Source organism: Salinibacillus aidingensis (assembly GCF_039522525.1).
Taxonomy (GTDB): domain Bacteria; phylum Bacillota; class Bacilli; order Bacillales; family Alkalibacillaceae; genus Salinibacillus; species Salinibacillus aidingensis.
Window position 1 is genome coordinate 331719 of sequence record NZ_BAAADO010000002.1, and the last position, 24747, is coordinate 356465.

Annotated in this window: 22 protein-coding genes and 1 pseudogene; 2 read left to right on the forward strand and 21 right to left on the reverse strand. The window is 42.4% G+C overall.

Annotated features, from left to right (window positions below):
- Positions 1-30: 30 nt before the first annotated feature.
- The 8 genes from cysQ to ABD006_RS05280 form a co-directional block, all read right to left on the reverse strand.
- Positions 31-828: a 3'(2'),5'-bisphosphate nucleotidase CysQ gene (gene cysQ / locus ABD006_RS05245; protein ID WP_343838422.1), complete on the reverse strand. Its 798-nt coding sequence runs from the start codon at positions 826-828 to the stop codon at positions 31-33.
- Positions 829-925: 97 nt separating this feature from the next.
- Positions 926-1525 carry an adenylyl-sulfate kinase gene (cysC, locus tag ABD006_RS05250; protein ID WP_343838424.1) on the reverse strand — a complete coding sequence of 200 codons (600 nt, stop codon included), beginning with the start codon at positions 1523-1525 and terminating at the stop codon, positions 926-928.
- Between the two features lie 12 nt (positions 1526-1537).
- Positions 1538-3316 (reverse strand): SLC13 family permease, encoded by a 1779-nt coding sequence (locus tag ABD006_RS05255; RefSeq protein WP_343838426.1) that lies wholly within the window; start codon positions 3314-3316, stop codon positions 1538-1540.
- Positions 3317-3331: 15 nt separating this feature from the next.
- Positions 3332-4480 carry a sulfate adenylyltransferase gene (gene sat, locus ABD006_RS05260; protein WP_343838428.1) on the reverse strand — a complete coding sequence of 383 codons (1149 nt, stop codon included), beginning with the start codon at positions 4478-4480 and terminating at the stop codon, positions 3332-3334.
- A 72-nt stretch (positions 4481-4552) separates the two neighbouring features.
- Complete coding sequence (gene pssE, locus ABD006_RS05265) at positions 4553-5023, reverse strand: PssE/Cps14G family polysaccharide biosynthesis glycosyltransferase (protein ID WP_343839015.1); 471 nt, start codon at positions 5021-5023, stop codon at positions 4553-4555.
- 5 nt (positions 5024-5028) lie between these two features.
- Positions 5029-5502 carry a PssD/Cps14F family polysaccharide biosynthesis glycosyltransferase gene (pssD, locus tag ABD006_RS05270; RefSeq protein ID WP_343838430.1) on the reverse strand — a complete coding sequence of 158 codons (474 nt, stop codon included), beginning with the start codon at positions 5500-5502 and terminating at the stop codon, positions 5029-5031.
- Positions 5499-6608, reverse strand: a complete 1110-nt coding sequence (locus tag ABD006_RS05275; protein WP_343838432.1) for a glycosyltransferase — start codon at positions 6606-6608, stop codon at positions 5499-5501. Before ABD006_RS05275 ends, pssD begins: the two co-directional genes overlap by 4 nt.
- Before the next feature lie 48 nt (positions 6609-6656).
- Positions 6657-7544: a PIG-L deacetylase family protein gene (locus ABD006_RS05280; RefSeq protein ID WP_343838434.1), complete on the reverse strand. Its 888-nt coding sequence runs from the start codon at positions 7542-7544 to the stop codon at positions 6657-6659.
- 197 nt (positions 7545-7741) lie between these two features.
- Between ABD006_RS05280 and ABD006_RS05285 the strand changes: the two genes are divergently transcribed.
- The gene (locus ABD006_RS05285; RefSeq protein ID WP_343838436.1) at positions 7742-8557 is read left to right on the forward strand and encodes a sulfotransferase domain-containing protein; all 816 of its coding nucleotides are present in this window, start codon (positions 7742-7744) and stop codon (positions 8555-8557) included.
- Between the two features lie 109 nt (positions 8558-8666).
- Here the strand turns inward: ABD006_RS05285 and ABD006_RS05290 are convergent, their stop codons facing one another.
- The 9 genes from ABD006_RS05290 to ABD006_RS05330 form a co-directional block, all read right to left on the reverse strand.
- Positions 8667-9659: a sulfotransferase family protein gene (locus ABD006_RS05290; RefSeq protein ID WP_343838438.1), complete on the reverse strand. Its 993-nt coding sequence runs from the start codon at positions 9657-9659 to the stop codon at positions 8667-8669.
- A gap of 39 nt (positions 9660-9698) precedes the next feature.
- A complete protein-coding gene (locus ABD006_RS05295; RefSeq protein WP_343838440.1) occupies positions 9699-10928 on the reverse strand; it encodes a flippase in 1230 nt (409 codons plus the stop codon).
- Positions 10929-11133: 205 nt separating this feature from the next.
- Entirely contained in the window at positions 11134-12429 is a 1296-nt protein-coding gene (locus ABD006_RS05300; protein ID WP_343838442.1) for a UDP-glucose dehydrogenase family protein, read from the reverse strand.
- A 25-nt stretch (positions 12430-12454) separates the two neighbouring features.
- Positions 12455-13333 carry a UTP--glucose-1-phosphate uridylyltransferase GalU gene (gene galU, locus ABD006_RS05305; RefSeq protein WP_343838443.1) on the reverse strand — a complete coding sequence of 293 codons (879 nt, stop codon included), beginning with the start codon at positions 13331-13333 and terminating at the stop codon, positions 12455-12457.
- A 187-nt stretch (positions 13334-13520) separates the two neighbouring features.
- Entirely contained in the window at positions 13521-14873 is a 1353-nt protein-coding gene (locus tag ABD006_RS05310; protein WP_343838445.1) for an O-antigen ligase family protein, read from the reverse strand.
- 240 nt (positions 14874-15113) lie between these two features.
- Positions 15114-16220, reverse strand: a complete 1107-nt coding sequence (locus tag ABD006_RS05315; protein WP_343838447.1) for a glycosyltransferase family 4 protein — start codon at positions 16218-16220, stop codon at positions 15114-15116.
- Between the two features lie 809 nt (positions 16221-17029).
- Entirely contained in the window at positions 17030-20101 is a 3072-nt protein-coding gene (locus ABD006_RS05320) for an efflux RND transporter permease subunit (RefSeq protein WP_343838449.1), read from the reverse strand.
- Positions 20102-20965, reverse strand: coding sequence for an efflux RND transporter periplasmic adaptor subunit (locus ABD006_RS05325; protein ID WP_343838451.1), 864 nt, complete (start codon positions 20963-20965; stop codon positions 20102-20104).
- 280 nt (positions 20966-21245) lie between these two features.
- The gene (locus ABD006_RS05330) at positions 21246-21767 is read right to left on the reverse strand and encodes a competence protein ComK (RefSeq protein WP_343838453.1); all 522 of its coding nucleotides are present in this window, start codon (positions 21765-21767) and stop codon (positions 21246-21248) included.
- 223 nt (positions 21768-21990) lie between these two features.
- On the opposite strand from ABD006_RS05330, the gene ABD006_RS05335 reads away from it, so the two are divergent.
- Positions 21991-22488 carry a hypothetical protein gene (locus ABD006_RS05335; RefSeq protein ID WP_343838455.1) on the forward strand — a complete coding sequence of 166 codons (498 nt, stop codon included), beginning with the start codon at positions 21991-21993 and terminating at the stop codon, positions 22486-22488.
- Positions 22489-22995: 507 nt separating this feature from the next.
- On the opposite strand, the gene fabZ is transcribed toward ABD006_RS05335, so the two are convergent.
- The 4 genes and pseudogenes from fabZ to ABD006_RS05350 form a co-directional block, all read right to left on the reverse strand.
- Positions 22996-23418 (reverse strand): 3-hydroxyacyl-ACP dehydratase FabZ, encoded by a 423-nt coding sequence (gene fabZ / locus ABD006_RS05340; protein WP_343839017.1) that lies wholly within the window; start codon positions 23416-23418, stop codon positions 22996-22998.
- A gap of 122 nt (positions 23419-23540) precedes the next feature.
- Positions 23541-23705, reverse strand: a complete 165-nt coding sequence (locus ABD006_RS18040) for a DNA-directed RNA polymerase subunit beta (RefSeq protein WP_464758802.1) — start codon at positions 23703-23705, stop codon at positions 23541-23543.
- A gap of 21 nt (positions 23706-23726) precedes the next feature.
- Positions 23727-23873 (reverse strand): annotated as a pseudogene (locus tag ABD006_RS18045) (hypothetical protein); the annotation flags it as partial.
- A 51-nt stretch (positions 23874-23924) separates the two neighbouring features.
- Positions 23925-24734: a flagellar hook-basal body protein gene (locus tag ABD006_RS05350; RefSeq protein WP_343838459.1), complete on the reverse strand. Its 810-nt coding sequence runs from the start codon at positions 24732-24734 to the stop codon at positions 23925-23927.
- Positions 24735-24747 lie beyond the last annotated feature (13 nt).

The window sequence follows — 24747 nt, forward strand, 5'->3', positions numbered from 1 at the left end:
TTTAAATTTAAGGAAGGTAAATAAATCCTCTTACCTATAAACCAAAAACCAGCCATTCTTCAAATTCTCGCGATTATAATAAAACCGCTCTTCATCTTCATGTCGAATGACCTTACCACCGGCTGCTTCCACAATGGCCTGTCCTGCCCCTGTATCCCATTCCATCGTTGGGGCGTAGCGTGGATAATAATCAGCCTTCCCTTCAGCTACGAGGCAAAATTTCAGGGAGCTTCCCGCTGACACAACATCCACAGTTTTGTTGTCCTCTTTGAGAGAATCAATGAAAGCTTCTGTATCCTCGGACATATGGGAGCGGCTGGCGACAACATGGGTGACATCTGAATAGGTTGTAAGCGGGAGCTGCTGACTCTTTTGAATCAGATCCTCTTCGCTCTGTAATTCTGTCTTGGAAACGTCCTCCAGCTTATAGCCGCCAAGATCCTTCTTACCAAAGTAAAGCGTATCCAGTGCAGGTGCATAAATCACACCCATAGTCGGATATTTCCCTTCAATAAGGGCAATATTGACGGTGAACTCGCCATTTTTCTTAATGAATTCCTTCGTTCCATCCAGGGGGTCCACCAGCCAAAACTGCTTCCAGTCCTTTCTTTCCTGATAGGGAATTTCCGCGCCCTCTTCACTTAAGATTGGAATTTCAGGATAGGCAGCTTCCAACCCATTCACAATTGTCTGGTGGGAGCGTTGGTCAGCAATGGTTAGAGGGGAATCATCGTCCTTCACCTCTACCGTATATTCCTGCTCATAAACATCCATAATTTCCTGTCCTGCTTTTAGGGAAATGCGTGTTAACTGCAGTAAATCAGCCATTTTGAATCATCCTTTCTCTTTGGCGGGGACGGGGACGGAGGGACAGGTTCCTCGTCCCGCTGATGGGTGGGACAGGGAACCTGTCCCCCTGTCCCACTTAGAGATAGCCATTCTCTTTCAGGTAGTCTACAATCTGCTGCACGGATTCTTCCAGGGACTGCTGATCGGTTTCGACAGTGATTTCCGGATTCCCTGGTTCTTCATACGGAGCATCAATTCCAGTGAATCCTTTGATTTCTCCTGCTCGTGCCTTTTTATAGAGTCCCTTTGGATCACGGGCTTCGCAGGCTTCTACACTGGCCTTCACAAATACTTCAATAAATTCACCATCATCAAGCAGTTCCCTCACAGCATCCCTGTCCTCACGGTAAGGAGAAATGAATGCTGTCAGTGTAAACAGGCCTGCATCAACCATCAGCTTGGCTACCTCACCGATGCGGCGGATGTTCTCTTTACGGTCCTCAGGGCTGAAGCCGAGGTTTTTATTTAACCCATGACGAACGTTATCCCCGTCTAATCGATAGGTGTGAACGCCTTGTTTATACAATTCCTTCTCCAGTTCAACAGATACCGTGGACTTCCCGGACCCGGATAGTCCGGTAAACCATAACACCGCACTCTTATGTCCATTCAGCTTCTGTCGTTCTTCCTTTGTAACCTTTGAATCATGCCAGACAATGTTTTCTGATTTTGCCATTGTTTTAACCTCCTAAAACCATACAAAATTTACAATACTTACGGTCGTAAGCATCACGATAATACTTAATGGTGCACCTATCTTTATATAATCGATAAACCGGTAGCCTCCCGGTCCATAGACAATCGTATTCGTCTGATAGCCAATGGGCGTGATGAAGCTGGCTGAGGCTGAAATGGCAACGGTGACCGCAAATCCCATCGGATCTACCTGTAGTTTGTCCGCCATTTCCAGGCCAATTCCAACCATTAACACCGCGGCAGCACTGTTTGTAATTAATTCGGTAAAAATATTGGTGAGTAAGTAAAGAACGAGAATGATTCCAAAAAATCCGAGAGGCTGTCCTATTGCCATAAGCTTGTCCGCGATAAGCTGCGCCAGGTCTGTTTTTGTCATCGCCACCCCTATGCCAAAAGAACTGGCAATGATCAGCAGCACATTAAATTGGACGTATCCTTTTGCTTCCTCTGGTGTAATAATCCTTGTGACTAAAAAGATAAAGACCGCAAGTGCCATGGCCTTGAACATGGATACAACACCAAGGGCCACCAACACAATCATCGCAAGTAATACGGTAATAGAGAACCAGCCTTTTTTCGGATCCTCACTTAGGGATTTCGGTGTATCCAAAGAGGAAACCACATAAAAATCATTCGACTGATGATAGTTCTGAATAAAATCAGGACCAGCAAGCAGTAATAAGGTGTCTCCTGGTTTTAAGACAATTTCCCCGATTTTGCTGTGAATCCGCTCGTTGTTACGGTGAACCGCAATCACCCCTGCGTCATATTTGGAGCGGAAGCGGGATTGCTTAATGGATTTGGACAATAATGATGATTGATGGGACACCACCACTTCCACCAACTGTGAGGTTCCATCCCGTAAATCATCAATTTCGATATTGGTTCCTGTTTCAATGTACAGGCCTTTTTTCTTCTGCAATTCAGCAAGTGTCGAAATCAGTCCGGCGAAAATGAGACGGTCCCCAGCCTGAATCACCGTTGTGGAACGCACAGGTGATATATGATCCTTGCCGCGAATAATTTCTATTAAGTATAAGCCTTCAAGCTCCCTTAGTCCGGCCTGCTGAACACTGCGGTTGATATTAGGGAAATCCTGTCCGACCACAAGCTCAGCAATGTATTCTCTGGATTCCTCCTGTACCTGCTGTTGAATCCCTTTATGCTCCGGTAGTAGTTTATGTCCTACCGTCATGAGGTAGATAATACCTATAAGTGCAATGGGCACACCAACAACAGCTAACTGAAAGAAGGAAAACCCTTCAAGCCCTCTGTTCAGCAGTTCCCCGTGAACAACAAGGTTAGTCGAAGTTCCCATTAGCGTAATCGTTCCGCCTAAAATGGTGACATAGGATAAGGGAATTAAAAATTTTGAAGGGGCAATTTTGTGTTCATCACACCATTTTTTGATTAATGGGGTAAACGTCACAACAATGGGTGTATTGTTTAAAAAAGCAGAGAAAAAAGATGATGGAACGAGCAGACGCAGCATCGATCCGTTTTTGGTTTTGCTCCGGTTGAGCCATGATTTCATAAACTGATCAACTAGGCCGCTTTTCTGCACCGCACCTGCCACAATAAACAGTAAAGCAATCGTCAGCATACCTTGATTGGCAAAGCCTGATAATGCCTCCTGTGTATCCAGTATTCCTGTGATTAAGAAAATAACCAGAACAGAAAAAATCACCATGTCAGGACGGGCTACTTCAAAAAGCAGCCCTGCCAACATGGCCACAACCATGACCAGAACAAATATCATTTCAAAAGTCATGCATACGTGCCCCTTTTATTCTTTCATCCCTTTAATCAATACCTCAGCAACTTCCGGACGAGAGAATTCTTTTGGTGGCTTTTCTCCATTGCGAAGCAATCCGCGAACCTTTGTACCACTTAGATGGACATGATTCTCTTTATCATGTGGGCAGGTTTTTGCCGTTGCCATGTTTTCACATTTCGTGCAGTAGAAGGCATGCTCAAATTTGAAAATGGTAATGCCCAGCTCATCTTCAAATTGGCTGATAAACTCCTGAGCTTCATAAGTGCCATAATAATCGCCTACACCAGCGTGATCACGGCCGACAATGAAGTGGGTACAGCCATAGTTTTTACGGACAATCGCATGCAGGATTGCTTCTTTAGGCCCGGCATAGCGCATCGCTGCAGGATAAATGACCAGGCGTGTACGATCTTCAGGGTAGTAGTTTTTCAAAATCACCTGATAGCTTTCCATACGTACATCAGCTGGAATATCATCAGATTTGGTTTCCCCTACCAGCGGGTTAAGCAGCAGACCATCCACGGCTTCCAGTGCACACTTTTGAATATATTCGTGAGCTCTGTGTACAGGGTTACGGGTCTGGAAGCCAACAACCGTATTCCAGCCAAGATCGGCAAACATTTGACGGGTCTCACTTGGATCCATATAGAAGTTGGTGAAACTACCATGATCTGGGCGATTTAACAAGGTAACCGGACCTGCTAAGTATACATCGCCACGCTCGTACAGCTTTTTCACTCCCGCATGCTCTTCATCAGTGGTGCCGTATACGTTTTGTGCCTCCCGCTTTTTATCGTACGTATACTTTTCCTCCAGCTGGAGAGTGCCGTATATGTAACCATCCTCCCCTTTAAGGGCGATTTTTTCGCTTGTCTGGAAGGATTCTGCTTCCTCTGTGCTTACGGATAGCGTGATCGGGATACTCCAGACGGTTCCATCAGCTAAACGAGTATTTTCGACAACACTTTCATAGTCTTTGGAGCCCATAAAACCTGTGAGAGGACTGAACCCTCCAATTCCAATTAACTCCAGGTCAGAAATGGCCCAGGGAGAAAGTGTTAACGTCTTGAGTGACTCTGCCTCTTTTAAAGCCTCTTCTCTTTCCTTTCCTTCCAATTCACGATTTACAAGTACGCCTCCATGTGCTTCTATTGTCATGGTTTTACCTCCTCTAAATACTCTGAGTTCATCAGTTTTACAAACTAAAGAATATTATATCATGTATTGTAACTAGTTTTCCTCAATAAAATCATGCAAAATCTTCAGCATCCGGTCCTTCCCGGAATGAAACGGCTTCGGCTCAAAATGCTCCGCCTGTTCAATCACATCCTCCAGGCTTTCCCCTTCACTCCAGCTCAGGATATGTCCCTGCTTCTCAAACACATCCACAAGCTCCAGCTGGTGATCATCATTATGCTCTCCGTATTTCTGCAGGCGGGCGGCAGCGATAACTTTTTTGCCTTTCTTCAGACCTGTCGTCACAGATCCAGTCCCTGCGTGAGTAATAATCAATCGGGCCTGCTCAAATAATCTTTCCATTTCATCATAGCTCATAAATGGAATCAGCTTCATATGTTCACTGCTATATCTTGTATTCCCATTCTGAACGATAATCTCATCATCCACCAGACCGGATTGCTTAAGTCGTTCCATCTCATCGAGGAGTCTGGTAAAGGGAAGTTCATGGGTTCCTAAAATCACAAAAATCAATAGATTGACCCCCCGTAGACGGCATTCGGATAAACGTCCTTCATGGATTCCCACTGGACAATAAATAAGTCCGCAATGGGGTAAACCATTTTTCCTGCCATCGTTGGACTGGACGATTTAGCAAAGCTTTCGATAAATACAACCTTTTTGCGAAACAGCTTTGCGATGTAACACATTGGCACCGCTGTATGCACACCGGTTGTAATAATGATGTCAGGCCGTTCGCGGAGAAAAATAAACAAGGACTTTATAATGTTATAAGAAAATTTAAATATGTAGCGAAACGGATAATTTCGTGCCCCATAGACCAAAAACGACATCGGATACTTTTCTCCGAGCTGTTTCGTGATGGCTGATTTCTCCGTTACGATATGATAATCATATTGTTTAAACAGGGACTCTAATTGTAATAATTGGGTTAAGTGGCCCCCTATGGATGAAATAAGAAGCAGCTTTTTCTTCTTTTTCATTGTGCTTTTCCTCCTATGCGGTCATATATGTCCATAAGGTTATCAAGCAGTTTTTCCTGGTCATTTTCCCAGGCTTTTCTTTCACCGTTTTCGATCAGTGTAGCGCGTAATTCCTCGCTATTCATTACCTTTTCGACGGCGTCAGCCAGGGATGCGGCATTCTTCGGCTCAAACGGCACCCCTGCATCCTGCAAGAGGTAGGTTAAGCCCCCGACATCGCTCCCCACAACAGGAGTGTGACAGGACATGGCTTCCAGGGCTACTAATCCAAAGCCTTCCATATGGGATGGAAGCACAAATACATCAGCTGCCGCCATCCAAGTGGCAACCTCGGCCTGATCTTTAGGCGGATGGATATGGACCTCCTTCATAGCTTCCTCATGAATCTTGTGCTTCATTTCATTCATGAATTCCTCATTTTTCACCGGCCCCATTAAGTGCAGCTCCAGATGAGGATTAGTTTGTTTCAGGCTTTTATAGGCCTCAAGCAGCTCCAGTAAACCTTTTTGCTTTATGAGGTTCCCGACAAACAATAAGGAAAATTTCTCCTGGGAGAGTCCAACTGCATCCTTTGCCTGGCCTTTATCCATCGGCTGGAATACCTGACGATTGACCCCCATATTGATGACGGCTGTTTTGTTCTCATCCACTTCAAAGGTTTCTGTAATATCCCTGCGCAGATTTTCTCCAACCGCAACTACATAGTCAGCCTCCTGTAAAATCTGCTTGGTTTTCTTAAAGAAGAAACCGCCTTTTTTGGACATTTTATCAATATCCCCGCCATGTGCCGTTACGACAATTTTCGTGCCAAACCTTTTCTTGAACCATAATGCAAAGAGCCCACTCGGGAATACATAGTGGGCATGCACGAGGTCATAACGACGTCCTTTGGTCAGGAAAACGAGGAGGATACGGATGAGCCATAACAAGTATTTCTTAAGGACAAATGGTTTGCCCATCCGCGGATCATGTACAGCGACAACATCAAGATCCATCCCTCTGTCTTTAATGGCTTCCACCTGGTTTTTGACGAAGATGCCGAATGTTTGACTAATCTTTCCCGGATACATGTTACTTAGAACTAAAACTCTTTTTTCTTTACCCATCTTTTGCTCGGTCCTCCAAGAAATACATAATGCTTGATTGATCCTATATTAATTCAAGCGCTTCTGATATATTTGCTTTTTTAATTTGTAATTTTGATATACTGCCCATAGCAAAGTAGCTGTCCGGTTTGCCTGTTTAAATAATTTCGTATAATCATATCCTTCTTCTTTTAAACGCGAAAACTGTCGGTAGTATGAAGAGGAATCTAATTCCAAAAAGCCTTCAACCGCTGTTATGCTAGCAGTTGCCGCTAATTCTGTTTTTATATAATTCAGTTCGATAAATCCATCGAATGCAATCGCCTGAGAACTGAAAACATCGATGGCCTGCTTTTTATATTTTAGCGTATCGGAAATATCAATAATACAATTAATTTCATCAGGCGGGATGGGGCAATTAATTTCGTAAAGCCGAACCATACATGAATAATTCATTTGTCGTAAAGTATCAGATAGAATCTCACCGGTAGCTACATGGTCAGGATGTGCATCGACAAATGGGGTACAATAGATTAAGTCTGGCTGAATTTTTTCAATTATAGATTTTAATTTCTCCTGAGATTCATTATTACTTTTGACCTTTCCGTCTGGTAAATCCATATAATACACATCTTTAAACCCAATAATCCCCTGCACCTGGTTAATCTCATTTTTTCTTGCAGCTGTTAATTCTGTTTTATCTAAATCACTGACACTGTTTGATCCATCTGTTACGAATACACAGTAGACCTCAGCACCTGTTTGAGTATGTTTATGCAAAGTACCACCCGCACCGATTGTCTCATCATCCATATGAGGGGCTAAAACAAGAACTTTTCGAGCTTTCCCTACTTCTGTTAAAGGCCTGGATGCCTGATAGTGGCGCTTTAGAACAAAACGGGTAATCGGTGTAAGAATGGGCTTGCTTATATTTATAATGAATTCTTTTATACTCAACGTGCTACTCTCCTTAATACATTTATTTGTATTTATTTGCTCAGTTAACCGGATTATACAGACTTGTTATGGAATGCACCTTAACATGTTTATTATACCAGTTTTACGAACAATGAAAATCCATATGTACATTATGTTCCTTCACATATATTTTTTTGATACAATAAAGTGGAATAACGATGTAAGGAGTTAAATCCATGAAAAACCTATTAAGAAAAATTTATCATATCCCCCGAAATATAGAAAGACAAAAGTTAAATAAGCAGGCCACAATTAATCCAAGTCCGTTATTCGTTTTAGGGAACCAGAAAAGTGGTACCTCTGCCATAGGTGCTTTATTAGCTGAGCTCACCAATAAGTCGGTTACCATTGATTTAGTAGGAATTTACGAGCCTAACCAAACAAAATTACATAAACAAGAAATTACCTTCCCTGAGTTTGTGAAAAAAAATAAATATGATTTCTCCAAAGAGATTATTAAGGAGCCTTCTTTAACTTTTCTGTATGATGACATCAAATCCTATTTTGAAACAAATACAAATGTCTTTATTGTCAGAGACCCCCGCGATAATCTAAGAAGCATTTTAAACCGCGTCGATCTGCCTGGTAATGTGGAAGACTTGGCAGAGACATTTCCGACTGAATGGAAAAAGGCCCCTGTCAACTGGAAGCGTGTCATTGACAGCAGATGGCTGGGAATGCCGGGAGATAATTATATCGAATGGATGGCTTATCGCTGGTTAAAGTGCATCGAAATTTATGAGCAAAACAAGGAAGATTTCATTTTAATTAAGTATGAGGATTTCATAGCTGACAAGGAAGGTTCGATAAAAAAATTAGCTGAACAGCTGGATTTACCGGTTCTCAACGACATTTCCAGCAAGGTGGACATACAATATCAGCCTGCAGGGAATCGAAAGGTAAATAAGAAGGAATTCTTCGGAGAGAAAAACCTCAAGCGTATTGAGGATATATGCGGTACCAAAATGAAAGAATATGGATATGAATTTTGATTTCTGATATATATGAAAAGACCTAAGTCGTTTTTATGACTTAGGTCTTCCATTTATCATCACATGGATATGTGCCTTGGGGAGTGGTGCTTCTCCCTGGGCACATCCTTTAGTTCTCTAAAGCAGTTGGGGACTGACCCCAGGTATACCCCATATTCTCCATGAGCTCCCTGCAGTACTGTTCCACGACTTGCTGTTGTTCTTCACTTAAGTTTTTCTTCCACTTTCCAATTGAGCTTGGATTCACCGGTTTATATAAATTGGTATGGTGTGAAAGACGGGTATCCTTTAACTGATCCACACCTTCTACGTGATGCAGCATGGATTCTTCAAATTCAATTCCAAGAAATTCACAAACCTGTCTGAGAACAGGCTCCGGATTACGGACCAGCTCTTCATAGTAAACTTCCATATAACGATTGGATCCAACTTTCTTCCCGAATTTCTGAGCCGTATTTATACTATTAATCCACCGTTGACTGGCTCCCTCTGCATCCTGATAAAGACCTGCCTTGATGTAGGAGCTGACTACATCTCTGGCGTCACGAATCATATGAATAAATTGACTATCAGGGAAAACCTTATCGATAAGCTTTAGGGAGAAGGTGTTTATGGGAGTCTTGTCTCCCCATCTCGTAAAAGTTTCTTTATTTTCCCGCCCGTAAAAGCTGTAAAAACTATGGATGAGAAACTCTAAATTACGATTTTTCCTCTCAATTTTAATGGCTTCCTTATAGAATTCACGAATATCCATGCCCCAGCGCGGAAACCCATGATGACGTTCAAACACCGCACAAAAGACCCCACAAAGGTCTTCCCATTCCATATAGCGGTACATTTTATATTTTCGAATGGCCTCGCCCAGCACAAAGCTTTCCGGTGGTATGACAATTTCATCCTTCTGGGAGAGCATGCTGCGAAACAGTGTATTCCCTGATCGCCCGGATCCAACAATAAAGAATGGATTAAAGTGTTCACTATGATTGATTTTGTGCGATCTCTTCAGGATATTTTTCAGATCGGTTGACCAATCGTACATCGTATACAAAGAAGGATGATTTCCGTAATGCTTTTTGACTGTCTTTTGAATCCTGCTTTTCATACTGTTTTCCCCTTTAACATTGTTAAATTAGGTTCTATATTAAAAGAATTTATAAACCTTTACCTGGAATCTTCTTGAGACGACAATATAGCCAATGGTATTTGTCAGCATAATGGCTATCATACTCGCAAAAGCTGCTCCATTCATCCCGTATTCAGGGATTAACAAGTAGTTTAAGACGACGTTTACTGCAGCCGCTACAAAGTTTGCATACATTTGAAACTTAGGTTTTCCAGTCATGGACAGCATAATCCATACGCTGCCTACTGCTACGTTAAAGAATTGTGCAATGTTCCGTAATAACAGAGCGAATTGACCTTCAACAACTTCCTCTCCGAATACCCATAAGACGAAATCGTCAAAGATGTATAACAGACAGAAATAGGCAAAGGCAAATAAAGCCAGAATTCTCGTTGATTTAATGTAAATAGACCTTAATTCATCCATTTTCTCCTGGTGAAACAGGTTGGAGATTCTTGGCGCAAATACAGTGTTAAACACAAATAGAAACAGAGAAATGGTACTGGAGATCTGAAAGGTGATCTGGTATATCCCCACTTCTTTACTGGTTGCCATATTTCCCAGCATAATAATATCCACTTTATTAATGATGGTTGACATCAACGTAGCAAAAATCAAGGGAAAGGAATATTTTAAATATCCCCAGTCCTTATGAATCCCCTGAAACTTATCCCTCTGATGAAAAATATATATGATATTCGCGATAATAAAGGAAATGTAAACAGCAATGGCTATACTGTATTCGTTTTGTCCGATAAAAAAATAACATGCGACAACGAATGCCACCCGTAGCAGAATAGCTACAAAGCCATTAATGAAATAGTATTCCTTAATTTTACCTTCTGACCGGTATAAGGCAAAAAACAGTTGCTCTGCTGAGGCTAACCATATAAGAGGTAAGGTGAACCAAATATAGGGTTCATTGATAATAAAACCGGCGATTAATGACAAGCCAAAAGCCATTATAAAGTTTACAAGAAAACTAAAGGAAACATGTTTAAATTTATTTTTGGGAATGGAGTACATTAATCCATTGTCAAGTCCGGCCTTTGCCGGAATCATTAATAACGTAACAATTGTAAATGCATATGTATAAACGCCAAAGGTTTCAACCCCATACAAACGGGTACATAGTAATGAGAAGAGCATCGTAAATACTAAATAAGATATTCTCCCAAAAAACGATTCCATTAATTTTTTCAGAAAGGTACTTTGCTTAAATTGATTGATCATTGTTTTAACGGACATCTTACTCCTCCATTACCTTCACCTATTCGGAAACTCATGCCTGATGGTGCTGCTTTGCTCTATATCATTCGAATACGTAACTATCATATAAGGGGTGCATTTATTATAAATAATGCCTGTTTATAAATCAATTTCTTTTACATTGAACAAAATGAAAGCTCCTTTCATCAAAGACAAAAGGAACTTTCACCTTGGAATATCATTTTTATGGTCGTCCAATGGAATAATACTCAAGTCCCGCTTCTTTCACCTTATTAAGAGCAAAACAATTCCGACCATCAAATAAGACCGGCTGATTAAGGTTTTGTTTATATTTTTCCATTGGATACTCTTTGATTTCCTTCCAATCCGTTAAAATAACCGCAAAATCAGCAGACTTTACTGCTTCATCGATACTATCCATGTAGGCAACATCTTTTGGTAAGACTTTTTTCGCGTTTTCCATGGCTACGGGATCGTATGCTTGAATGTTAACCCCTCGTTCAACCAGATCCTTAGATAAAGGAATCGATGGTGCTTCCCGCATGTCATCCGTATTCGGTTTAAATGACAGCCCTAATAGAGCTACCGTTTTGCCCGACAGGTCTCCAAACCTTTGCAGCATTTTGTCTATAATCACTTTCTTCTGCTGCTCATTGACTTCCACCACACTTTGGAGGATTGGCATTTCATAATCCACATTGCGACCAATCGAAACCAGTGCGTTGGTATCTTTAGGGAAGCATGATCCCCCGTAACCGATGCCTGCATTCAGGAAGCTGTTGCCGATACGCTTATCCATACCTATTCCTTCTGCCACGTTTTCTACATTGGCACCCATTCTGTCACAGAGATTGGCGATTTCATTGATAAAGCTGATTTTCGTGGCCAAGAAGGCATTCGCAGCATATTTAATCATTTCTGCACTGCGTAAATCGGTTTTCACAATCGGAATATTAAAAGGCTTATTGACGTCTTCAATTGCCTTTAATGCTTCCTCATTATCCGAGCCAATTACAATCCTGTCACCATTAAACGTATCAAAAACCGCTGAGCCCTGACGAAGGAATTCAGGGTTGGATACTATTTCAATGGAGATATTCTGAGTCAGGTTTTCAGTAATTCTGTTTTTAATATGTTCATTAGTTCCAATCGGCACCGTACTTTTTGTTACTACAATAGCATCATTTTTCAAGTGCTTAGCAATGCTGTCACAAGCTGCATTTATAAAGGTTAAATCTGCTGAGCCATCCTCTGCCTGAGGGGTACCCACGCCAATATAAACCGCTTCTTTTGCTTCTAAACCTTCCTCATAGTCTGTTGTAAACCGTACCGTCTCTTTGGCAATGTTCTTCTCCAAAAGTTCTTCTAAGCCATTTTCATAAATAGGTGACTTTCCATTTTTTAAGGCCTCAATTTTATTTTCATCAATGTCAATACAGGTTACCTGATGTCCTATTTCAGCAAGACACACACCGGTGACCAGACCAACATAACCTGTACCAATCACAGCTATATTCATGTGAAAAACCTTCCCTTATTGAAATTCAAAAATCATTTAGTTTCTGTTTTAAATAGTCTGCTACATCTTCTTTTAAGTCATTACGTGACAATGCAAAATCAATCGACGCTTTCATAAAGCCTAATTTATTTCCAATATCATAACGTTTCCCTGAGAAATTATACGCCAGTACCTTCTGACTTTCGTTAAGAATCTGAATGGCATCTGTCAATTGAACCTCATTCCCTTTGCCAGGAGGAAGGTCTTCCAAAATATCAAAAATTTCAGGTGTCAGGATATATCTCCCCATAATCGCTAAATTTGAAGGGGCTTCCTCAACAGGGGGCTTTTCCACAAAGGATTTTACACCAATGGTATTGGGACCTAAATCTTCCCCATCCAGAGGTTCAACAACCCCATATTTGGATACTTCTTCATCGGATACACCCTGAACTCCTACAATGGAAGATTGATGCTGATCAAACGTTTGTATAAGCTGTTTTAAACATGGAGTATCCGCCTGCACAATGTCATCACCCAATAAGACAGCAAAAGGCTCATCACCAACAAACCTGCTGGCAACAGAAATCGCATGTCCAAGTCCTTTTGGTTCCTTTTGTCTTATGTAATGGATGTTGGCCAAATTTGAAATGGACCGAACCATTTCAAGCATTTCCGTCTTCCCTTTTTGCTCGAGCTTTTCTTCAAGCTCATAAGAAATATCAAAATGATCCTCGATCGCCCGTTTTCCTCTTCCGGACACAATAATTATATCTTCAATTCCTGATTCTACAGCCTCTTCCACAATGTATTGAATCGTTGGTTTATCCACAATAGGCAGCATTTCTTTCGGCTGCGCCTTTGTTGCTGGTAAAAATCGCGTGCCTAGTCCTGCTGCTGGTATAATTGCTTTACGAACTTTCATTTCAAAGCTCCTTTTATTGTTTTCATACTTATTTTCATTCGGCATACTTCCATTTTGATTTTATCATAACCGGTTAAATATAGGCAATTTTACTTTTGGCCTATAAAATGAAACTTCTGTAACATTCATTTTTCAAAATGTATATAGGGCGTAGCCACATAAGTAGATACGCCCCTTTCTCAATAATTTATTTATTTACCTCTTCTTTCATTTCGTCTTTTGGAGCATTCTTATACTTATCTGTGTATACATACAGAAAACTTAACAGTAATGCCAGATAATATCCTGAAGCCGGTGCGGAAAGAATATGACCAGCCGCAAAGGCAATACCTAACCCTAATCCTGCTCCAATCCCAAAAATCATTGTCGTCCGATTTAAAAGGGCGAATTTGCTTTTCCATATATTCCGTAAGATTATAAACCCAATAAATATGAAGGGGGCAAATAAAGTAATGAGTCCGACCACACCAAAGTTGAAAAAGTAATCAAAAAAGTCCATCTCAACCAATTTTGGCATACGCCCCATACCAAATACCTTTTGCATCATGGGTGCATCATCGTAATGCTCCCACTGATTGGCCAGATAATCCCCTCTGCCACTTAGTAACACCTTCCTCACTTCTTCCGCTGATGGCTGTTTCTCAATATTTTCCTTTTCCTGATCTAACCCCTGTTTTTCCGGATTATTAAATTGAAATAAATCAAGAACTTTCGTATCTAAATTATTACCGATGGCTGTATTTGGAATCATAAAGACTGAAAAAACAGCCAGGACACTGACTAAAACAAGATTATGCCATTTTTTTCTGTTCTTGATAAAATCAATCAGGGTGATAACCAAGACCGTTGCCAATACAATTAACATGGCTATTAAACCTACTTTTGTGCCAATGGTAAGCATCGACCATAAAATAAAAAATAAAAAAGGCAACATTATCATTTTTCTCGTTAATACTTTGGAGCTTATAAAATAAAGAAGAATGATTCCAAGTCCCATGGCTAAAATGGCACTTAATTCATTAGCTGAAAAAAACCATCCTGAATGACCTGCTTTAGCCAGGGCATTATAGCTTCGTTTTCCTGTGTCTGTCAGTTCAGCAATTACCATTACAGCACCTATCATGGACAGGGCTATGGAAACATATTTCTGGATGATACGCTGCCAATCTTCTCTTTCGCTAAATGCTTTGAAAATATACGTATAAATCATGACCATCAAAATAACATAAGTGGTTTTAATGATATACTCAATTTCAACTGTTAAGGAAAACTCCTGTCTAAACATGAAGGTAGTAATCAAATTAATGAGCATTAGGAAACCTAAAATAAAGATATAGATCATAGCCTTCTTTTTATGTTTCAAACCAGGTTTAAAAAGTATATAAATAAAACCGATCAGCATAGCTAATGCACGTATTGGTGTGGATAATGGTAAGCCTATAAAAGCTAATAGATCTAATATTGGCTGAAATAAAATAAATATTATAAAAAATAATTCAATTTTTCGATGTATATCAGAATTTTTCTCCAGGATACTCATTATTATGCCCCTCCGCTAATTCTATCTTGTTGTTACGTCTGTTTACGCTGTTTTCATCATTATACAATGGGATAATGACGTTTACTAATGTTTTATTATCCAATATCCCCATAAAATTATGACAATAATTTATTGTAAGATTTGCATATATTCCAGTCAATAATTATCTTGAAAATTAATGTATTTGTAATATGCGGGAAAGTGACAGCTGTTCATGCGACCAGGTAAACAGGAAGTGATTTAGGGCTTTTGCTCCACATCTTTTTCTCTTTGGTAAGTCTTCTCTTTTGCTAACAGCTTCCACAGCATTTTCGTTACAGGCTTTTTCCCTTTTCCCACAATCCCAACAATCTCCGCAAAAATATGAATCAAAATCAGCAATGCGAACATCACCAAGTAAGACACGGTTAAATTCGTTGCCAGCGAAAACAGAATCGCAAGCCCGCCAAACAGCACACTGAATCCATACAAAATCAGGACAGTGGTGCGATGGCTGAATCCGGCGGCAAGAAGCTGATAGTGAACGTGTTTTTTGTCGGGCATCATGATTGGTTCTTTATTGACCATTCTGCGGACAATGGCGAACAGGGTATCCAAAATCGGAACACCCAGCACGATGATAGGAATAATAAAGCTGAATAAGGCAATATTTTTAAATAACCCTAACATAGATATGACTGCGACGGAATATCCAAGAAACAGGGATCCGGTGTCCCCCATATAAATTTTTGCCGGATGAAAATTGTGGAACAGGAAGCCCAGATTACTGCCAATCAGTGACACACAGATATAAACGACGATTAAACGATAATCAATAATCGCCATCACCAAAATGCTTGATATGGCAATCGTGGACACGCCGGCTGCGAGCCCATCCAATCCGTCAATGAGATTAATCGCATTGGTGACGCCTACAATCCAGAGAATTGTAAGCGGAATGCTGAAATAGCCGAGTTCAATGACACCGAAAACCGGCAGTGTGATCTTTTCAATAATAATCCCGTCCGAAATCAGGACCACAGCTGCCAGCAGCTGACCTGAAAGCTTAATGATCGGCCGGATCTGATATTTATCATCAATCATCCCTGTAACAACGACAATTAATGAGCCAAGAGTAATGGCGGACATCTGCGGATGATCCGGAAATATATAGAGCATTCCGAGAACCGTTCCCAGATATATACTAAGCCCCCCTAGTCTTGGGGTGACGCTTGTGTGTATTTTTCGATGATTGGGTACGTCCATAACACCCATTTTCAACGCCAATTTTTTGATCGGATAGGTTAACAACAGGCTTGAAATCAGTGCTATGAAGAAAGCGACAATTAATTCGGTTAGATTAAACATATTATCCCTGCTTTTACGTAAATTCACTCTAATTATCTTACCATAATTTGTCGAGTTTGTGACCAATCTTACCCTTAGTATTAAGTAACAGGGGTGCTTTTATAAGGGGAATGGGGAATCGACAAAAACTGTTATTTTGGGTGGGGTGGCGGATTGATTCGCGGGGTTGCGGGTTAATTTCATTGGTTTTGGATGGATTTGGTTGTTTGGGGATATTCGCAGGTGTTGCGGATTAATTCATCTGTTTGGGGATTAATTCCGATAAATGTAGATTAATTTATTTAAAATCGTAATTATTTCTGAAATGGGTTGAATTATTTTTAAAAGTGGAGGGATTATTTGTAAAATAATCCGGGATGGGGTGGATCAATTGGAAGTATCTCGAATGAATTCAGCAGTTTTCAGACGATAATGCTCTATCTAGGTTTAATTCCCACAACTCTGGATCAATGAACCCTTCTGCGGACTTATCATTAACTTTCTGGATCAATCCTTCAACTTTTGGATTAATCTCTTTCAAAATCGGATTAATTAATTTTAAATTTGGAGGAATTACTTTTAAAACGCGCTTAATCCACGAGTAGCTGGATTAATAATGATAACAATGGATTAATTCCAAATCCACAGGCATAATTCCCCTGTCTCGGCTTATTCTCCCCAAAAGCCGCTGCTCCAAATCATATCCATCAGGCATTACCTGGTACCTCGCTCGAATTTTTATTAAAACAAAAAAGTCTTGCAGAGATATTCTCCACAAGACTTTTTTTAATTTACTTTAGTTCTCTAAAGCGGTGAGGGACAGTCCCTATTTATTTTTCCTTACTAAACCACCCGACAACTTTCCGGGAAAAGTCGTCAAAATAGGTGTAGACGACTGGAATCAGTAACAACGTAAAGATTGCTGAAACTGTAAGTCCAAAGATGATCACAATTGCCAGTGGCTGCTGGGATTCTGAGCCTTCGCCGAGACCCAGTGCCAGTGGGATCATCCCGAGCACAGTTGTTAGGGTCGTCATGAGAATCGGGCGCATTCGGCTTGGGCCTGCGTTCAGGATGGCCTCATACCGCTCCTGGCCGCGATTTCTCAGGATGTTGATATAGTCGACCAGCACAATGGCGTTGTTGACGACGATCCCGGCGAGCATGATGAACCCAATGAAGGCCGGTATGCTTAGCGGCGTCTGGGTGACATACAGTCCGACGATAACCCCGACAATGGTGGCTGGCAGTGAGAACATAATGACAAATGGGTGCAGGAAGTTCTCAAACTGCACGGCCATGACCGCGTAAACCAGGAATATTGAGAAGATTAAGGCTAAGCTTAATTGCCCAAAGGATTCAGCCATATCCTGCGCCTGGCCTCCAACCGAGTAGGAGTAGCCTTCAGGGAATTTCATGGTGTCGAGTTTTTCTTCCACATCGGTCATGATGCTTCCCAGATCTCTGTCGACAATATCACTGCTGATGCTTATCTGACGCTGCTGGTTTTGACGGCTAATGGTGCTTGGTCCCTGAATCTGTTCCAGTTCAGCTACCGTTGAGAGCGGAATGAGTGCTCCTGTCTGAGTCTGAATCGGTAAGGTTTCCAGGTCCTCTATTGTCGTGCGCTGATCTTCAGGCAGCATCACTCTTACGTCCAATTCACTTCCGCCGGTTCGATATCTGGATGCGATTTGGCCGGTGAAGCCCATCTGCACCTGGCTCATAACCTGCTGGTAGCTTAAGCCGTACTGTGCGGCCCGCTCTCGGTCCACATTTACATTCACCTGTGGACTTCCTTCTGATGCTGAGGATTCAGGGTTGTGTATGCCTTCAATATCCTCCATCAAATAGACCACCTGATCGCCCAATTCTTTAAGGACATCATAATCCGGTCCGGAAATTTGCAACTGGACAGGTGAGCCTAAGCCGCCCATGCTGCCTCCCATGGCACTTACGGTGATTTCGGCACCAGGAATTTTTTGCAGGCCTTCATCCATTTGGGTAACGACTTCCGTGGTGGTTACATCCCGATCCTCCTGAGGGACGAGCTGAATCATGTAGCTGGCCTGATTGGACGATCCGCCGCCACCAACCATGCCGCCTGATCCTCCCACGGTGACAAAGTTGGTTTCGATGACATCCTCATAGTTACTGAGCTTTTCATCAACTTGATCCGCTATTCCTTCGGTTGATTCCAAATGTGTTCCTGTTGGTGTGTTGACGTTAATCTGAATTTGGCCCTGGTCCGATTGAGGGATGAACTCAGCCCCAATCATCGGAATTAAGGCCAGGCTTAAAGCAATCGCGGCAATCGTGCCAAATACGGTTGTTTTCCGGTGGCCGAGCACAAATTTCAGAACCCGCCGGTACCCATCATTAATTTTTCCTAATACTTTATCAAACCAGTACCGTCTGCCTTCCTCCTGCATTGATTTTGTCAGCAGCTTGGAGGCAAGCATTGGAATCAGGGTCACGGAAACGACAAGCGACGCCAGCAGTGCAAAGGAAATGGTTAACGCCAGCGGGACGAACATTTCCGCCGCGATGCCTTCCACAAAGATGATTGGCAGGAAGACGACAATCGTTGTAGTTGTCGAGGCAATGACCGCTGGTGCGAGTTCAGATGCCCCCCGCTTGGCTGCTTCTTTCAATGTATGACCCCGCTGCCGGTACGAGACGATATTTTCCAAGATGACGATGGATGAATCGACCATCATCCCGATTCCGAGCGCGAGTCCACCCATGGTCAGAACGTTTACGGTTTCACCTGTAAAGTACATGAGTGAAAATGTTGAAATAATCGCAATTGGAATCGAAAGTCCGATAACAAGTGTTGCCCGGAAGCTTTTCAGGAATAAAAGTAAAACAAGTGCTGAGAAAACTGCTCCCATCAGCATGTTGCGGACAACGGAATCGATGGACATTTTAATAAAGGTTGAATTATCAAAAACAACATCCAGATTGACTCCATCCGGAAGCTCTCCCTGCATATCTTCAACGGCAGCATGCATGGTGTCGGCAACCTCTACCGTATTTCCATCGGTTTTCTTCAGAATGGACAGAACGACAGACGATTTATTATTGACGTAGGAAACCGAGCTTTGATCCTTAGTTTCCCGACTCACATTCGCTATGTCCTCTAAATGGAGGGTTGCCCCATTTGGAGTTTGAACAATCGTTTGTTTGATATCTTCAAGGGACGCATAATCGCCCTGAATACGGATTTGCAGGTCCTGATCCCCTTTGGCAATCACACCGGCCGAGCCTGACTGGTTTGCCGCTCCAATTGCCTGCATAATGCTCTGGGTATTTAACCCATATTGGGCGAGCTTAGCCTGCTTCAGCTCCACCTGAATTTCATCGGTGGTTCCGCCTTCTACTGTTACAGATGCAACCCCGTCCTGTCTTTCAAAATAAGGAACAAGATCATCGTCGGCAATGTTTTGCAGTTCTTTTACGTTATCTCCGGTTAAACCGACCCACATGACCGGCATTTGCTGCGGATCAAAGCGGAGCACATTCGGTTCACCCGCTGTTTCCGGGAGCATGCCCTGCACCGAGGACACCTGCTCCCGAACCCGCAGTAAGGCCGAGTCCAAATCCGCTCCTGTGTTAAACATCATCACCACAAGGGATGACCCCTGGGAAGACTGGGATTGAACCGTATCAATGCCCTCAATGGAGCTTACGGCTGATTCGATTGGTCTTGAGACGAGCTCCTCCACATCTTCCGGAGCAGCTCCTTCATATGTAGTCGCAACAACCGCAATCGGCAATTCGATATCCGGAAAAAGGTCAATGGTTAAATTACGAAGGGACATAATTCCGAGTGCTATGATAGCTGCTACGATCATAACAACGCCAACGGGACGGCGTACTGAAGTATTTACGAGTTTCACTTACTCTTCCCCCTTCATAACTTCCACTTTACCACCATCAGTCAGAGTCAGCTGTCCTTTGGTTACAACCTCTGCCCCTTTCTTGATATCTCCTTTGATGGCTGTGGACTCCGTTTGTGCCCCGAGCACTTCAACCTCTGTATAGTGGGCGGTATTATCCTTAATGACATAAACGTAGCTGGCGTTGTTTTCTTCCACAATCGCCGCTGTCGGGACAATCAGAGCATCCGAAATTTTCTCCTCAGGAATCGTGATTTCCGCAACCATCCCCGGCTTTATTTTATGATCTTCATTTTCAAAGGAAGCTGAGACTGGATAAAGTCCGGTATCATCGGTCTTAACCGCAATGCTTTCAACCGTTGCTGTTACATCCTTTTCGAGTGTGGAGAAATTCAGTGTAACTTCCTGGTCCTCTTTAAATAAATCCAGCTGTTCCTCGGTCACCTGCATACCTGCGTTCAGCGAATCCAAATCAATAATGGATGCTACCGGATTCTGATTGGAAACGAGGGAGTCCTCATTCATCGTCAAATCCTGCACAATCCCGGCAATGGGCGCTTCAATAGCGAGATTCCCCGGTGACGTACGGGCCAGTACCTCATCTTCTTCCACTTCATCGCCATTTTCCACATTCAGCTCAGAGATTTCCCCTGCATTTGTTGGAATCACCTGTGCCATGCGATCAGCTGTCACACGGCCAAAAAATGTCTGCTCAATTGTCAGGGAGCCCTTCTCAACCTGAGCCGTTTCCACAGGCGTAATCAGCTCCTCCTCTTCCTCATCCGCCTGATCGGATTCATTTGTACAGGCTGTCATCAGAAAAGCAGCTGCAAGTAAAACAACCATACCCTTTTTCCACTTCATGACACGTCTCTCCTTTTATGTATCAGATTCTCTAAAATTTATTCGCGATTTATATGTATTACACAGTCCTTAACAATACCAGTATTTTGTACGTATTTAAAGCAAATGGGTTTCATCTTTTTTCCGGTAGGATTCGTTTGTCTATGTGGGATTATACATTGTGGTGCCTGTCACGACCCGGAATTTGTCGAATAATCGCTATGATAGGCATAATTAAAAGCCTCTCGCTTAAGTGAATCAACGAAAGGCTTATCCTCAATCTTTATCTATATGGATCTTATTAACTAGAGGCCTGATCTCTATTCTTCTCTTCTTCGTCATCCTGAACACTGGACCACAGAATGTCCCGGGATAATGCGGCGATCACCGTTGCAGTCACATACATTTGCCGCCTGAAGGTAAAAAATGAAGTATCAATCACTGCTGTTGTACGGTTCGAGAAGACGAGATTGGTTTTATCATTGTTATCATTGGATTTGAGGTACTCTTCGATGTGGTAAAAGGAAAACCAGCTGCAGTTGAACTCCTTTGGTGATTTATTGGGAAAAAAGAATGCTCCCATACCTGGATTGACCGGGATCGGAAGTTTGATATTCGTATTCAGAATATACTCGACCGATTTTCGTCTGCCATCTAGGGATGCACCACCCTCCAGGCAAGCTTTTTCGAGAATCTGCTTTACTGATTTTGTACAAAAAATTTCTCTGCCGGTTTCAATAATTCTGCTTTGATAATCAGGCCCAGAATGAGGAATAATCGCCATCGTTTTCCGATTCACCCGATATGTATCCGTTACATCCATGAAACCTCCTCCTATTCAGAAAAAATGTAGTATGCAGGACAATTGTACTACAAAATCTTCCAAAAGTTAATAAATTTTACAAAATTTTCGTAAAATTTCGTCTGAAAATGTCAAAATATATCTTTTAGCTAAGGATTTAACTCATTTTTCCGATCATACCAAATAACACCTACATGTAAATTCATAAATAATGTCTCCCAAATGAAGAACGCTATATGTAAGCATGGCTTTTCCTGTTTCTTATATTTTGACATATTTTTATAAATTTAAGGAAAAGCTACGCATGATTAACTTTTCATTGAAGGAGGAAATGGATATGTCACAAAAATGGTTATGGAAATTGGGTCTTTCTTTCATGGCCTTTTCCCTTGCAGCAGGCTGTGCTCAAGAGGATAACAACGAACCTGCTGAGGAAGAAACACCAATGGAAGAAGAGGAAAACGGCGGCACTGAGAATGGTAATCAGGGCACAGGAACAGAAAATAGTGGTACTGAGAATGGAACTGAAAATAACGGTACCGACAATGGCAATGGCGAAAATGGTACAGAAGATGACATGCTTCCAGACGAGGAAGAAACGAATGAAAATGGAACTACTGAAAATGGAACTACCGAAAATGGCGGCGAAACTGGCGAAAATGGTACCAACGGCAATGGTGAAGGTTTAAACGAAGGTAATGATGCAGATTTAACCGGAGATGAGGAAGAAGAAGATAAATAAAAATTAAGCTCGAAACCCGTGTCAGCTGATGCGGGTTTTGTGCTGAAAGTTAGGTTCTGCGCTTGACGGTCGTGCTGGCCAGTGAGTGTGCGGTGTTGCTTGTATGGTTTAGGTTAGCAGGAGATTTGCTGAATTAATGAGTTTCTGGATTAAATTCTCAGGTTTAGGATTAATGGACGATGTTTAAGATTAATGAACGGTTTTATGGAATGATTGTCTTTATATTGGCTTGATTGTTTAAGCATCAGATTATTCCTTTCCAAAACCGGATGGATTCTTTTTAAAATTGGACGAATTATTTTAAAATGCGCTCAATTCCGGCTGCGCTGGCTCATTCAAAAGTATAAGGACCCATTCATAAATTTTCAGACGAATAAACTCTATACAGTACTAATTCCCACAACTCCGGATCAATCCCAGCCTGCCAGAAATCGTCCCCGGAAATCTGCCCAAAACACCAAAAAACTACCCCAGCACCAGGAGGTAGTTTCCATTAACCTTCACTATTTACTTCTCAATCGCAAATGTAATTTCTGCTTCACAGGCGACTTCACCGTCTACGGTTGCGGTGCCTTTGCCTTTTCCGATGGGGCCTTTTACCCGGGTGATGTCAACCTCGAGTCTGAGAACGTCGCCGGGTTTGACCTGGCGTTTGAAACGGCATTTATCGATTCCTGCAAGAAAGCCGATCTTGCCCTGATTTTCTTCCTTTTGCAGGATGGATGTGGCGCCTACCTGTGCCATGGCTTCGACGATAAGGACGCCGGGCATGACTGGGTAATCCGGGAAGTGGCCCTGGAAAAAGGGCTCGTTTGCGGATACATTTTTGATCCCGACTGCTTTCTCGCCTGGTGCGACTTCTTCAATTTTATCAACCAGCAAAAATGGGTAGCGGTGCGGGATGACTTCTTTAATTTGACTGTTGTCCATCTCCATCAACTGAACCTCCTTCAGCTTTCCATTGAACATTTTTATGTATGTGAATCACTCTTATCATACCAGAAAATTTCCTCAAACAGAAAAATGGACTTTATCAATGAAAGTCCATCTGGTTATTCCGTCTTGACGATATCAATTATATGCTGCCATGTGGATGGGTCCAAAACATCTGTGGGTTTTCCTTCGCCGATGATGCCATAGCCAACCATTAATCCCCCGGCTAAGGCGATCACGCTCAGAATGGTGATTACGATAATGCGTGCCCATAAGGGGAAAATTCGTTTGCGTGGTTTTTTCGGCTTTTTTTCGGCTTTCTGCGATTTTTGCTTTTTTTGCTCGGCACGTTTGGTTTGTTTTTCTTCTTTCCGGGCTGACCGTTTGCGTTTTCGTGCTTCCTCTTTTGTTTGTGCACGGCTTTTCTTTTGCTCTGTCACCATAGATGAAGCTCCTCGTTCATTTTAAAGATTTATTTGTAATTCACAGGCTGATGAACCAGCTTAGCTCCGGAGCTGATTAATTAGGCCGGCCATCTGATCGCCCATCGAGATGGATTGTGAATTCATTTGGTAAGCTCGCTGCATTTCCAGCATATTGGTCATTTCCTCGCCCATATCCACATTGGACGATTCAAGTGCGCCTACGTGCAGGCCTGGGTCTGGTGCCACTGCGGTCATGCCGGCTGCCGGAACGTTATCCGGAATCCGATACCGATTACCGCCTGCAGTTTCAAGAGAGCGTGGACGATCAATCTCCATCACTTCAAGGGAGGCCTCAACTTGTTGTTGTTCCCCTCTTCTCACCAGAATATTTCCGTTATCTTGAATAGAAATCTCATCCATGTCGCTTTGAAGCACAATCGGCCCATTTTCACCGATCACAGGATTTCCCTGAGCGGTAACCAGGGAGACCTGCTGATTGTTATTGATCGGCTGCAGATAGAAGTTTCCCGCTCGCGTATATTGCGTTTCCGCGGCGCCATTTTCCGTTACCTGCACCTGGAAAAAGTGCTTTTCTCCGCTGAGGGCTACATCCAGAGGACGCTCTGTCTGGGTAATGGTTCCGGCATCCATTCGTACTTTGGTATGCCCCAGCTTAGCACCTGTCCCCTGGCGAAGGCCTTCAGGGGTCTGTCTTGGTGCTTCCCCGTCAATACCGTTTTGATTGATCTGCTGATGAAGCAGGGAGGAAAAATTGGCGGTCCTTGCTTTATATCCTGTTGTACTGGAATTAGACAGATTATGTCCGATTAGATTTAACTTTTGCTGAAGCTGCCCCATCGTTGTGGCTGCAAGATATGAACTACGCATTTAAAATCCTCCT

What these genes read in the sequence shown, in the direction of transcription:
- galU (WP_343838443.1), bottom strand. Translation starts at nt 13,333, where the DNA reads ATGAAAGTTCGTAAAGCAATTATACCAGCAGCAGGACTAGGCACGCGA.
- cysC (WP_343838424.1), bottom strand. Translation starts at nt 1,525, where the DNA reads ATGGCAAAATCAGAAAACATTGTCTGGCATGATTCAAAGGTTACAAAG.
- ABD006_RS05335 (WP_343838455.1), top strand. Translation starts at nt 21,991, where the DNA reads ATGGCTTTTCCTGTTTCTTATATTTTGACATATTTTTATAAATTTAAG.
- ABD006_RS05285 (WP_343838436.1), top strand. Translation starts at nt 7,742, where the DNA reads ATGAAAAACCTATTAAGAAAAATTTATCATATCCCCCGAAATATAGAA.
- cysQ (WP_343838422.1), bottom strand. Translation starts at nt 828, where the DNA reads ATGGCTGATTTACTGCAGTTAACACGCATTTCCCTAAAAGCAGGACAG.
- ABD006_RS05290 (WP_343838438.1), bottom strand. Translation starts at nt 9,659, where the DNA reads ATGAAAAGCAGGATTCAAAAGACAGTCAAAAAGCATTACGGAAATCAT.
- ABD006_RS05350 (WP_343838459.1), bottom strand. Translation starts at nt 24,734, where the DNA reads ATGCGTAGTTCATATCTTGCAGCCACAACGATGGGGCAGCTTCAGCAA.
- ABD006_RS05255 (WP_343838426.1), bottom strand. Translation starts at nt 3,316, where the DNA reads ATGACTTTTGAAATGATATTTGTTCTGGTCATGGTTGTGGCCATGTTG.
- ABD006_RS05310 (WP_343838445.1), bottom strand. Translation starts at nt 14,873, where the DNA reads ATGAGTATCCTGGAGAAAAATTCTGATATACATCGAAAAATTGAATTA.
- sat (WP_343838428.1), bottom strand. Translation starts at nt 4,480, where the DNA reads ATGACAATAGAAGCACATGGAGGCGTACTTGTAAATCGTGAATTGGAA.
- pssD (WP_343838430.1), bottom strand. Translation starts at nt 5,502, where the DNA reads ATGAAAAAGAAGAAAAAGCTGCTTCTTATTTCATCCATAGGGGGCCAC.
- ABD006_RS05275 (WP_343838432.1), bottom strand. Translation starts at nt 6,608, where the DNA reads ATGGGTAAAGAAAAAAGAGTTTTAGTTCTAAGTAACATGTATCCGGGA.
- ABD006_RS05325 (WP_343838451.1), bottom strand. Translation starts at nt 20,965, where the DNA reads ATGAAGTGGAAAAAGGGTATGGTTGTTTTACTTGCAGCTGCTTTTCTG.
- ABD006_RS05315 (WP_343838447.1), bottom strand. Translation starts at nt 16,220, where the DNA reads ATGTTTAATCTAACCGAATTAATTGTCGCTTTCTTCATAGCACTGATT.
- fabZ (WP_343839017.1), bottom strand. Translation starts at nt 23,418, where the DNA reads ATGGACAACAGTCAAATTAAAGAAGTCATCCCGCACCGCTACCCATTT.
- ABD006_RS05300 (WP_343838442.1), bottom strand. Translation starts at nt 12,429, where the DNA reads ATGAATATAGCTGTGATTGGTACAGGTTATGTTGGTCTGGTCACCGGT.
- ABD006_RS05295 (WP_343838440.1), bottom strand. Translation starts at nt 10,928, where the DNA reads ATGTCCGTTAAAACAATGATCAATCAATTTAAGCAAAGTACCTTTCTG.
- ABD006_RS05330 (WP_343838453.1), bottom strand. Translation starts at nt 21,767, where the DNA reads ATGGATGTAACGGATACATATCGGGTGAATCGGAAAACGATGGCGATT.